Genomic DNA, 11,603 nt, shown 5'->3' with positions numbered 1-11,603 from the left:
CCTTTCACATTCGCAAATCGCTGGCAAGCAAGGCTATCGGGGTTAAGCATCTTTAGGCTAAGACCCGGTCCCATGGGGCTAGATTTCGGTTCACGCACGGTCACAGCAATCGGCATCGTCATCGTCGCGGCGATTGCGGTGTTCCTGATCGATTCGGGTTTGCAGGCGGCGCTGATCACCTTAGTCGGCGGGATCGCGGCGGCGTTGGCGGCGACCGGCGTCGGCGACCAGCCGATCGAAGTACCGCGCCCGGTGCCGGTTCCCTCCGGTCCCCCCGCGCCCGAAATCCAGGAAGTGATCGAGGCGATCGTCGAGCCCGTGCTCATCGTGGCGAACGGACGCGTGGCCAACGCCAATGCCGTCGCGCTCGGGCTGCTCGGCAAGCATATCGTGGGCGAGGATGTGCGCGTTGCGATCCGGCATCCCGGTGCCGCCGAACGGCTCGCCAGCCCTATGTCGGGCGTACCGCTGGGGCCGATCAATCTGGTCGGGCTCGGCACGCTCGATCAACATTGGGAAATGCATGTCGGGCGCGCCGCGGGCGGGCAGCGGATCGTCCAGCTGGTCGATCAGACCGGCAATTATGCCGCCGAGCGGATGCGCGTCGATTTCGTTGCCAATGCCAGCCACGAACTGCGCACGCCGCTCGCCTCGATTCTTGGCTATATCGAGACGCTGGGCGACGAGAAGGCCGGCGCCGACCCGGAGGTGCGCGCGCGCTTTCTGAAGATCATGTTCGACGAAGCACGGCGGATGCAACGGCTGGTCGAGGATCTGATTTCGCTCAGCCGAATCGAAGCCGAGAAGTACCGCTTGCCCGACCGCGCCGTCGATCTTGCCGCACTGATCGGCGAAGTCCGCTCCGAACTGTTCGATGCACAGGATGTCCGCAGCAACGACATCGTGGCCACGATCGATTCGGCCGTCCCCCCGGTGATCGGCGATCGCGCCCAATTGAGCCAGATGCTCCACAATCTCATCGGCAACGCGATGAAATATGGTCGGTCGCATACCCCGGTCTCGGTAAAGTTATGGTGCGATCCGGCAGGAATGGTACGGATCAGCGTTACCGACGAAGGCGAAGGCATCGCGCCCGAACACGTCCCCCGCCTCACCGAGCGATTTTACCGCGTCGACCCCGGACGCAGCCGCGCCGCCGGGGGAACCGGCCTCGGCCTCGCCATCGTCAAGCATATCGTCGAGCGGCATCGCGGGCGGCTCGACCTGGCGAGCATCGTCGGGACCGGCACGACGATTACCGTCATGCTGCCTGCTCATATGCCGGCGCAGGCCGACCCTGTCATCAAACGGTAACGCGAGTGTCACACAGGGTGCCCGTCGCCCTGTTATCGCGACTCCGGGGCAGGCAACGCCCAACGAGGGAATTCCATGAACCGGATCGCTGCTGCATTCACGTTCGCCACCTGCGCTACATCGGCGCTCGCCCTTGCCGCGTGCCAGGATCAGGCCAATGGCGGCGGCGCAGGTTCGCGCGATCACATCACCGTCGTGGGCTCCTCGACGGTGTTCCCCTTCAGCACGATCGTCGCCGAACAGCTCGTCAACAAAACGCCAGGCATGAAGTCGCCCGCGATCGAATCAACCGGAACGGGTGCCGGAATGAAGCTGTTTTGCGCTGGTGTCGGCGCGGCGCATCCCGACATTGAAGACGCGTCGCGTCGGATGAAGGCGAGTGAATATTCCAACTGCAAGGCCAATGGCGTCGACGGCATCCTCGAGATCCAGGTCGGTCTCGATGGCATCGCCTTTGCTGAATCGAAGTCGGGACCGAAACTGCAATTGACGGCGGTCGATTTGTACAAGGCGCTCGCCGCGATGCCGATGGGGCAAGCCAATGTCGCCAAGACGTGGAAGGATGTGAACCCCGCGCTCCCGGCAATTCCGATCCAGGTTTACGGTCCGCCATCAACCAGCGGCACGCGCGATGCGCTTGCCGAACTAATCCTCGCGCGCGGCTGCGACGCGATCTATCCGGCGCTTGCCGATAATAAGACGAAGGACCCGGCCGGCTATGCCAAGGGCTGCACCGCGATCCGCGAGGACGGTGCCTATGTCGACGCCGGCGAAAATGACAATCTGATCGTCCAGAAACTCCAGTCCAATCCCAATGCGATCGGCATCTTTGGCTATTCCTATCTTGAGGAAAACAAGGACAAGTTGAACGGCGTGCCGTTGAACGGGGTCGAACCGACCTATGAGACGATCGCCCGCGGCGCGTATCCGGGATCGCGCCCGCTGTTCCTTTACGTCAAGAAAGCGCATCTGAGCGCGATCAAGGGCCTGCGCGAATTTCTGGCGCTCTATGCCGCGGCATGGGACCCGAACGGTCCGCTCGTTGCCAAGGGGCTGATCGCAGCGCCCGAAGACGTGCGCAAGCGCAGCGCGCAAATCGTCAAGGATGAAATCACGCTCGATCCGGCAAAGCTGCCATAAGAGTGTCGATGCTTGCACTGTTTCTGGTCATTGCGGGACTGGGGTTGATCGGCTGGCTGACGGCGCGGATGCGCGCCGTCGGTTTCCGCCGCGGCAGCACGGCGCGCTTCAGCTCGCTGCCATCACATTTCGGCGGTTATGTTGCGTTGTGGACGGTGCTCCCCGCTGCATTGTTTCTGACGATCTGGGCATCGACCGCGCCCGCGCTGGTCACCGACCGAGTCTTGCACGATCCCGCCGCCGCGCAATTGCCGCCGCCCGGGTTCGACCGCGCGGCGATCCTGTCCGAAGCGCGCAGCTTGGCATCGGGTAACAGTTTCGGCGCGTTCAACCCGCTCTCGCAAAAGCTCGCCCCGGCTTACACTGCGGCACAGGCACGGTTCGACTGGATCGGCAGCGGGGCAGCCTTGCTGCTCGCTTTTGCCGGCGGCGCCTTTGCCTACACGCGAGTCCGCCCCGATTTCCGCGCGCGCAGCAAGATCGAGCACGTCGTGATGGCAGGCCTGCTTGGCGCGTCGCTCATCGCGATCTTGACCACGATGGGCATCGTCGCCTCTTTGTTGTTCGAATCGTGGCGATTTTTCAGCATCGTGCCGATTGGCGATTTCCTGCTCGGCACGCATTGGAGCCCGCAAGTCATCGACCCCGCCGATCCCGGCAAGACGCTGGGCGCGGTGCCGCTGTTCTGGGGCACCTTCTTCATCGGTGCCGTGATCGCAATGCTCGTCGCAATTCCGTTTGGATTGATGAGTGCGGTGTACCTGACGCAATACGCCAAGCCCGCAGCGCGGCGCTGGATGAAGCCGATCCTCGAAGTGCTGGCCGGCGTGCCGACCGTCGTCTACGGGTATTTCGCCGCGCTCACGGTCGCGCCAGCGGTGCGTGATTTCGCGGTGTCGATCGGCATCACCTATGCCAGTTCGGAAAGCGCGCTGGCCGCAGGATTGGTGATGGGGGTGATGATCATCCCATTCGTCTCCTCCATGGCCGACGATTCGCTTGCCGCCGTCCCCGCTGCGATGCGCGACGGCAGCCTGGCGATGGGCGCGACCGCGTCCGAGACGATCCGCCGCGTGTTGCTGCCAGCAGCGCTTCCCGGAGTCGTTGGCGGTGTGCTGCTCGCGGTCAGCCGCGCGATCGGCGAGACGATGATCGTGGTTATGGCGGCGAGCGGGGTCGCCACGCTGACGCTCAACCCCTTTGCCAGCGCAACAACGGTCACCAAGCAAATCGTCGATCTGCTGACCGGGGAGGCCGAGTTCGACAGCCCGAAGACGCTTGCCGCCTTCGCGCTCGGGCTGACGCTGTTCATTATCACCCTGCTCCTCAACATCGTCGCGCTGGCGGTCGTGAAACGGTATCGCGAAGCTTATGAGTGACACGCTGGTTCCGGGCATTCCGGTCACCGCAGCGCAGCCGCCGGAGCGTGCGCCGACCGATTGGCGCACTGCAGCGATGCAGCGCCGGATCCGCCGTCGCTATGGTGCCGAGCGTCGCTTCCGCTTCCTCGGGCTCAGCGCCGTAGTAATATCGGCGGGGTTTCTCGCGGTGCTGCTGGTGACGATGCTGTTCAACGGGGCGAGCGGCTTTCTGCAAACGCAAATCGCGCTGCCGGTCGATTTCGCGCGCGCCGGCCTCACGCTCGACGCGGCGCAGCTGAAAGGCCCGGGGGCCGACCTTGCGCTGGCCGGGGCGGGGATCGAGCGCGCGACCACCGCCGCAGCCGTCGCGGCCTATGGCAAGGATGGCGCGCAATTGCTCTCCGACGGCGCATGGCTGAGCGTGCGCGCCGCGGTCAAGCACGACCCGGCGATCCTCGCCACGCGCGCGACAATCTGGGTCCCGGCCGCCGGCATGATCGACGTTGCCGCCAAGCGGCAGGGGGCCCCCGCCGCCGAGGCGATCGTCGCGCGGTTGGAGGCCAAGCAGGCGTTGTCGACCGGCTTCAACGTCCCCTTCCTGACCGCGTCTGACTCGAACGATCCGACGCGTTCTGGCATTTGGGGGGCATTCAAGGGATCGCTCTTCACGATGTTCGTGACCCTTATCCTCGCTTTCCCGATCGGTGTGCTTTCGGCCCTCTATCTTGAGGAATATGCGCCGCGGAATCGCTGGACCGATCTGATCGAGGTTTCGATCAACAACCTTGCCGCCGTCCCCTCGATCATCTTCGGGTTGCTCGGCCTTGCGGTGTTCCTCGGCACCTTCGGGCTGCCACGATCCGCACCGATCGTCGGCGGCCTCACGCTCGCGCTGATGACGATGCCGGTGATCGTAATCGCGGGGCGGAACGCGATCAAGGCAGTCCCGCCATCGATCCGCGACGCCGCGCTCGGCGTCGGGGCCAGCCCGATCCAGGTCGTATTCCACCACGTCCTGCCGCTTGCCTTGCCCGGCATCCTGACCGGGACGATCATCGGCATGGCGCGCGCGCTCGGCGAGACCGCGCCGCTGCTGATGATCGGGATGCGCGCGTTCATCGCCTCACCGCCGGGCAAATTGAGCGACCCGGCAACAGTGCTGCCCGTGCAGATCTTCCTGTGGTCCGATCAGATCGACCGCGGCTTTGTCGAAAAGACCAGCGCGGCGATCATCGTCCTGCTCGTCTTCCTGCTCGCGATGAACGGCTTCGCGATCTACCTCCGCAACAAATTCGAGACTCGCTGGTGACCATTTCCAACCAACCGAAAATCGCCGCGCACCACGTCAACGTCTGGTATGGGGCGAAAAAGGCGATCGACGACGTCTCGCTCGATTTCGGCTCGGATCAGGTCACTTCGCTGATCGGTCCGTCGGGCTGCGGCAAATCGACCTTCCTGCGGACGCTCAACCGCATGAACGACACGATCCCCTCGGCCCGGGTCGAGGGTGATATCACGCTCGACGGCGAGGACATTTACGCGGCGCATATGGACGTGGTGCAACTGCGCGCGCGGGTCGGCATGGTGTTCCAGAAACCCAATCCCTTTCCCAAATCGATCTTCGAGAATGTCGCTTACGGCCCGCGCATCCACGGGCTTGCCGCGAACAAGCCGCAACTGGCGGAGATCGTCGAGAAATCGCTGCGCCGCGCCGGCCTGTGGGACGAAGTCAAGGACCGGCTGGCCGAGAGCGGCACCGCGCTATCGGGCGGGCAGCAGCAGCGCCTGTGCATCGCGCGCGCGATTGCGGTCGACCCCGAAGTGATCCTGATGGACGAGCCCTGCTCGGCGCTTGATCCGATCGCCACGGCCAAGATCGAGGAGCTGATCCACGAATTGAAGGGCCGCTACGCCATCGTCATCGTCACGCACAACATGCAGCAAGCCGCGCGCGTGTCCCAGCGGACCGCGTTTTTCCATCTCGGCAGCCTGATCGAATATGGCGCGACCTCGGACATTTTCACCAATCCCCGCCAGGAGCGGACCAAGGATTACATCACTGGCCGGTACGGCTGATAGGACATGCCCGTGAACGAACATACGATTAAGGCCTTTGACGAAGAGATCGGCCAGTTGCGCGGACTGATCGCGCAGATGGGCGGCCTTGCCGAACATGCCATTGCCGCAGCGATGGAGGCGCTGCGCCGTCACGATCTCGAAGGCGCACGCGCGATCGTCGAAGGCGACCGCAAGATCGACGCGCTGGAGATGGAGGTCGAGGCGCTGGCGGTGCGGATCATCGCGCTGCGCGCGCCGCTCGCCGACGATCTGCGCGAAGTGGTCGCGGCGCTGAAGATTGCCGGCGTCGTCGAACGGATCGGCGATTATGCCAAGAATATTGCCAAGCGCGTCCCGCTGATCGAAAGCCATGGCGAGATTGAACCGCTTTCGGTCCTCCCCGCAATGTCGGCGCTCGCGGTACAGATGGTGCACGACGCGCTCGACGCCTTTGCCGCGCGCGACGCCGCAGCAGCGGTCGAAGTGTGTGACCGCGACCGGCAAGTCGACGATTTCTATAACAGCCTGTTCCGCGTGCTGGTCACGCACATGATGGAAAATCCCAAGACGATCGGCCAGGTCGCGCAATTGCTGTTCGTCGCCAAGCATCTCGAACGCGTTGGCGACCATGCGACCAACATTGCCGAGATGATCTATTTCGCGGCGACCGGCACCCACATGGCCGAGCGTGACCGCGGCCCCCTGCCCACGACCTGAAGGAGCGATCGACATGGCACGAGCCAAAATGTTGCTGGTGGAAGACGATGCGGCGCTCGCCGAACTGCTGATCTGGCATTTCAAGCGCGAGGATTTCGAAATCGCGCAAACCCCCGATGGCGAGGAAGCGCTGCTGCTCGCCAAGGAGAATACGCCTGACATCGTCTTGCTCGACTGGATGGTCGAAGGGCTGTCGGGGATCGAAGTCTGCCGCCGCCTGCGCCGGATGCCCGAGACCGCGAACGTGCCGATCATCATGCTCACCGCGCGCGGCGAGGAAGAGGATCGCGTCCGTGGCCTCGAAACCGGCGCGGACGATTATGTCACCAAGCCCTTCTCCCCGCGCGAGCTCGTTGCCCGCGTCGGCGCGGTGCTGCGGCGCGTTCGCCCTGCTCTGGCGGGCGAACAGCTCACCTATTCCGACATCGAGATGGACACGGTCGGCCACAAGGTCCGCCGCTCGGGCGAAGTCATCCCGCTCGGGCCGACCGAGTTCCGCTTGCTCAAGCATTTCCTCGAACATCCCGGCTGGGTGTTCAGCCGCGAGCGCTTGCTCGATGCGGTATGGGGGCATGACAGCGACATTGAAAGCCGCACCGTGGACGTCCACATCCGGCGGCTGCGCAAGGCGATCAACCGCGGCGAGCGGCCCGACATCATCCGCACGGTGCGATCGGCCGGCTACGCGCTCGATTCGGGCGCGTAAAGAAAGACGGGAGCCATGCGCGGGCATGTGCGTTTCCCGGCACGAGCAGCACGCAAAGCTGCCCGTTCGCAGGAGACTCCCCATGAAACGCATGATGTTCGCCGCACTTGCTATCGCTATCGCCACACCGGCCCTGGCGCAAACCATGCCTGCCCCCGTTCCGGCACAAGATCCGGCAATGGCGCAGCCCGCCGCGCCGACAACCACGCCGGCCGCGAACATGTCGGCGGCCACACCCGTCGCGCCGATGGCGGCGACTGGCCCTTATCCAATGTGTTCGCGCACCGTCACCGACCAATGCACCGAACGCTCCAATGCGCGCGGCGAGCGGCTGCATTCGAGCCCGCGCCCGCACAAGCACTGAGGTCAAAGCGGGGTTTGCACGCCGCTTGTGAGCGTAAGGAGCCGACGCGTGGGATGCCGCGCGTCGGCTTTTCGTCGGAACGGTATGGCGGACGCTTGCACCGGTCGCACAATGGCCTAGGACGCCCGAACGGTTTTTTGAGGAGTGCCCGCATGACCATCCGTTTCGACAATCGCGTCGCCATCGTCACCGGCGCAGGCGGCGGCCTGGGCCGTGCCTACGCCCTTGAACTCGCGCGGCGCGGAGCCAAGGTCGTGGTCAACGATCTCGGCGGCGCGCGTGACGGCACCGGGCATAGCGATGCCGCGCTGAAGGTCGTCGAGGAAATCGAAGCGATGGGCGGCGAAGCCATGTCGGATGGCGGCAGCGTCACCGAATATGAGCATATGGTCGAGCTGGTCGCCAAGGCGAAAGCCAAATGGGGCGGCGTCCATGTCCTGATCAACAATGCCGGCGTGCTGCGCGACAAGAGCTTCGCCAAGATGGAACCGGCCGATTTCAAATTTGTGATCGACGTGCATCTGAACGGCTCGGCTAATTGCACCAAGGCGGTGTGGGAAACGATGCGCGAGCAGAATTACGGGCGCGTGCTGATGACGGCGTCCTCGACCGGCCTGTACGGCAATTTCGGCCAGGCCAATTATGGCGCGGCAAAGCTCGGTCTGGCCGGCCTGACCAAGACGCTCGCGCTCGAGGGCGCGAAGAACAACATCAAGGTCAACACGATCGCGCCGACCGCCGGCACACGCATGACCGAGACGCTGTTCCCGGCCGAGGCGTTCGCCGCCTTCGCCCCCGAAAAGGTCGCGCCCGCCGCGGTGTACCTCGTGTCCGAGGATGCCCCGACCAACATGATCATCGGTGCCGGCGCGGGCGTGTTCCAGGCGGCCTATGTCACCCTCACGCAAGGCAAGTTGCTGACCGGTGACGATCTCTCGCCCGAGGGCATCGCCGCGCATTGGGCCGAGATCACCGATCGCACCGGGGAGCTTACCCCAGAGAGCGGATCGGAGCAGGCGATCAACATCCTGAAGAAGCTTCAGGCCGGCTGACGGCGTCGCCGCTCACTGTATTGTTACACCATTACACCTATGGTATTCCTCCTGCCACCAACAGGAGGAACCACCATGTATAGCGAAAGCGATATCGACGGTGCGGTGACGGCGGGGGCGATCAGCGCGCAAGCCGCCGCTGCGCTGCGCAACCACATCGCCGCAAGCCATGCCGCACCGGCCGTCGATGAGGAGCATTTCCGGCTGCTGTCGGGCTTCAATGACATTTTCGTCTCGATCGCCGTCGCACTGGTGCTGGTCGCGGTGGCGTGGATCGGCAAGTCGATCACCACGCCACTGGCCGGGGCCCTCGTCGCCGTCAGCGCATGGGCGCTCGCCGAATATTTCACGCGCGCACGGCGCATGGCGCTGCCGAGCATTCTCTTGCTGCTCGCCTTTGTCGGCGGCGTTGCGGCGACCCTGGTCGGCGTGCTGGTTGAGTTGAAGCCCGATTTTTCCGATCAGCTGAACGCCGCGATCGGCGCAGGCATCGCGCTGGTCGCGGCGGGCGCCGCGTGGCTGCACTGGCGGCGCTTCATGGTACCGATCACCGTCGCGGCGGGCGCGGCCGCTTCGGTCGCGGTTGTGATCGGGCTGGTCATGGCGGCGATCCCGACCGCCAAGGACGCGATCTATCCGATGTTGCTGGTGTGCGGCGTCGCGGTGTTCGCGCTGGCGATGCGCTGGGACGTGTCGGATCGCGAGCGTCGGACGCGCCGGGCGGATGTTGCCTTCTGGCTCCACCTCGCCGCCGCACCGATGATCGCGCATCCGGTGTTCCACATGCTGGGCGTGTTCGGTGGCGACATTGGCATTGGCACCGCGCTGATTGTGCTCGGGCTCTATCTCGCCTTCGCCTTCGTCGCACTGGCGGTCGACCGGCGCGCGCTCCTCGTCTCGAGCCTGGTCTATGTGCTCTACGCGATGTACGCGCTGTTCCAAAATGCGGGCGCGGTCGAGCTCGCCTGGGCGTTTACCGCGCTGGTAATCGGGTCGGCATTGCTGACGTTGTCGGCCTTTTGGCCGGTGATGCGGCGCATCGTCGTGGGGCTGCTCGGCAGCCTTGGCGAGCGGCTGCCGCCAGTTGGGCAGATGGTCGCGGTCTGAAATATACTGGACGCGCTGTGCCTCTCGCAGCGCGTCCTTCCCTACGTGCTACTCTACGATCTTCATCAGCCGCCGCTCAACGGGTGCCAGCACCGGGCCAAGCTCGTGCCCGCGCTTCAGCACCGCGCCCTGCTCCCCGAGCAACGCCCACATGCCCTGCTTGTTGCGCAGCGACGGGCGCTTCTCGATCCTGAATTCGGGCCGCTCGGCGGCGCGGCGGAAGGCGGCGAAGATCGCCGCATCGTGCGCGAATTCGATCGCATAATCGCGCCACAGTCCCGCCGCGACCATCCGGCCGTAGAGATCGAGGATACGGGTCAGCTCGATCCGCTCGAACCCGATCTGGGGCGCTGAACCGCGCGGGGTCGGGAATGGGGTTACCGTCCCCATCAGCCAGCCGAAACCGACTCACGCACGATCGCGCAAATCCTCATTGTCGGCGAGCAATGCATCGAGCCGCTTGCGCATCGTCTCCAACTCGCAGCGGAGCAATTCGACCTTCTGCGTCGCCGGATCGAACATCTCGCTGCACGGCGTGCCATAGGCCAGAAAGCCGCTTGGTTTCTGTCCGCCCTCGACCATCGTCGCGCGCGCCGGGATGCCGACCATCACCGCACCCTCCCCGACGTCGCGCGTGACGACCGCATTGGCCCCGACGCGCGAGCCCTTGCCGAGCGTGATCGGCCCGAGCACCTGCGCACCCGATCCGATGATAACATTGTCGCATAACGTCGGGTGGCGCTTGCCCGCCACACCATTGTCGGGGTTGGTCCCGCCCAGCGTTACGCATTGATAGATGGTGACATTATCGCCGATAAGCGCGGTTTCGCCGATCACCACGAAACCATGGTCGATGAAGAAATTGCGCCCGATCGTCGCACCCGGGTGGATGTCGATCGCGGTGAGGAAGCGCGAGAAATGGTTGACCGCGCGCGCGAGAAAGAACAACCGCAGTTTAAACAGCGCGTGCGCGACGCGATGATAGCCGAGCGCCCACACGCCCGGATAGGTCAATATCTCTAACCGCGACCGGGGTGCCGGATCGCGCGCCTTGATCGAATCGAGATAGGCGATCAATCGTCCCATCATGTCGGTATCCCCTATGTATCGGCGATCATCTAGGACGTCGGCGCACCGAATTAAAGAACCGTCCCATCGTTAACGTGTGCGCTCCAAACCCTATCTAGCTTGTAGGATTTGGGCTGCTCGGTGCAGAGATCGACTATGCCAGACTTATCGACCATAGATTTTGCAGCGATTTTCGCGGTGATGCTGCCCTTCATCCTTGTCGGGTTTGCCGCGCAAATGATCGATGGCGCGCTCGGCATGGCGTTCGGGATCGTCAACAATACGCTGCTGGTCGTGTTCCTTGGTGTGCCACCCGTGGTGGCCTCGGCCACGGTCCACGCGGTCGAGACGTTCACCACGGCGGCATCGGGCGTGAGCCACATCGTGCACCGCAATGTTGATTGGCGGCTGTTCCGGCGGCTCGTCATCCCCGGCGTGCTCGGCGGCATTCTCGGAGCCTATGTGCTCAGCAATATCGACGCATCGGTCGCGCGCCCGTTCGTGATGACCTATCTCGCCGCGATCGGCTTGTATCTCCTGTATCGCGCCTATCGCGGGCGAGTCGAACCGCGCGAGCCGAAGATCATCGAGCCGCTCGGTTTTGTGGGCGGTTTCCTCGATGCGGCGGGAGGCGGCGGCTGGGGGCCGGTGGTGACCTCCAATTTGCTGGTGCAGGGTGCCGCACCGCGCACCACGATCGGCACGGTCAACGCGTC

General features: G+C 64.4%; 13 protein-coding genes. 11 read left to right on the top strand and 2 right to left on the bottom strand.

Annotated features, from left to right (window positions below):
- The first annotated feature begins 72 nt into the window (after positions 1 to 72).
- The 10 genes from ABWP09_RS02040 to ABWP09_RS01995 all read left to right on the top strand — a co-directional run bounded on the left by ABWP09_RS02040 (position 73) and on the right by ABWP09_RS01995 (position 9,819).
- Entirely contained in the window at positions 73 to 1,314 is a 1,242-nt protein-coding gene (locus ABWP09_RS02040; protein ID WP_353203499.1) for an ATP-binding protein, read from the top strand.
- A 75-nt stretch (positions 1,315 to 1,389) separates the two neighbouring features.
- On the top strand, positions 1,390 to 2,454 hold the full coding sequence (locus ABWP09_RS02035) for a substrate-binding domain-containing protein (protein WP_353203498.1): 1,065 nt from the start codon (positions 1,390 to 1,392) through the stop codon (positions 2,452 to 2,454).
- Between the two features lie 8 nt (positions 2,455 to 2,462).
- Positions 2,463 to 3,833, top strand: a complete 1,371-nt coding sequence (gene pstC, locus ABWP09_RS02030; RefSeq protein ID WP_502959744.1) for a phosphate ABC transporter permease subunit PstC — start codon at positions 2,463 to 2,465, stop codon at positions 3,831 to 3,833.
- A gap of 76 nt (positions 3,834 to 3,909) precedes the next feature.
- Positions 3,910 to 5,124, top strand: a complete 1,215-nt coding sequence (gene pstA, locus ABWP09_RS02025; protein ID WP_502959745.1) for a phosphate ABC transporter permease PstA — start codon at positions 3,910 to 3,912, stop codon at positions 5,122 to 5,124.
- Entirely contained in the window at positions 5,121 to 5,891 is a 771-nt protein-coding gene (pstB, locus tag ABWP09_RS02020) for a phosphate ABC transporter ATP-binding protein PstB (protein WP_353203495.1), read from the top strand. Before pstA ends, pstB begins: the two co-directional genes overlap by 4 nt.
- A gap of 6 nt (positions 5,892 to 5,897) precedes the next feature.
- Positions 5,898 to 6,590, top strand: a complete 693-nt coding sequence (phoU, locus tag ABWP09_RS02015; protein WP_353203494.1) for a phosphate signaling complex protein PhoU — start codon at positions 5,898 to 5,900, stop codon at positions 6,588 to 6,590.
- Positions 6,591 to 6,603: 13 nt separating this feature from the next.
- A complete protein-coding gene (gene phoB / locus ABWP09_RS02010; RefSeq protein ID WP_188445482.1) occupies positions 6,604 to 7,296 on the top strand; it encodes a phosphate regulon transcriptional regulator PhoB in 693 nt (230 codons plus the stop codon).
- A gap of 82 nt (positions 7,297 to 7,378) precedes the next feature.
- The gene (locus tag ABWP09_RS02005; RefSeq protein ID WP_353203493.1) at positions 7,379 to 7,660 is read left to right on the top strand and encodes a hypothetical protein; all 282 of its coding nucleotides are present in this window, start codon (positions 7,379 to 7,381) and stop codon (positions 7,658 to 7,660) included.
- 152 nt (positions 7,661 to 7,812) lie between these two features.
- Complete coding sequence (locus ABWP09_RS02000) at positions 7,813 to 8,712, top strand: SDR family NAD(P)-dependent oxidoreductase (protein ID WP_353203492.1); 900 nt, start codon at positions 7,813 to 7,815, stop codon at positions 8,710 to 8,712.
- A 75-nt stretch (positions 8,713 to 8,787) separates the two neighbouring features.
- Positions 8,788 to 9,819, top strand: coding sequence for a hypothetical protein (locus ABWP09_RS01995; protein WP_353203491.1), 1,032 nt, complete (start codon positions 8,788 to 8,790; stop codon positions 9,817 to 9,819).
- Positions 9,820 to 9,867: 48 nt separating this feature from the next.
- On the opposite strand, the gene ABWP09_RS01990 is transcribed toward ABWP09_RS01995, so the two are convergent.
- Complete coding sequence (locus tag ABWP09_RS01990; protein ID WP_353203490.1) at positions 9,868 to 10,209, bottom strand: DUF2794 domain-containing protein; 342 nt, start codon at positions 10,207 to 10,209, stop codon at positions 9,868 to 9,870.
- Between the two features lie 18 nt (positions 10,210 to 10,227).
- On the bottom strand, positions 10,228 to 10,908 hold the full coding sequence (gene epsC, locus ABWP09_RS01985) for a serine O-acetyltransferase EpsC (RefSeq protein WP_353203489.1): 681 nt from the start codon (positions 10,906 to 10,908) through the stop codon (positions 10,228 to 10,230).
- Positions 10,909 to 11,043: 135 nt separating this feature from the next.
- Here epsC and ABWP09_RS01980 point away from each other — a divergent pair.
- On the top strand, positions 11,044 to 11,603 hold a 560-nt coding region (locus tag ABWP09_RS01980; RefSeq protein ID WP_353203488.1), incomplete at its 3' end, for a sulfite exporter TauE/SafE family protein.

Source organism: Sphingomonas sp. (assembly GCF_040398505.1).
GTDB lineage: Bacteria > Pseudomonadota > Alphaproteobacteria > Sphingomonadales > Sphingomonadaceae > Sphingomonas.
The sequence above is the reverse complement of the archived record's forward strand: the minus strand, read 5'-3'. Positions and strand labels throughout refer to the sequence as shown.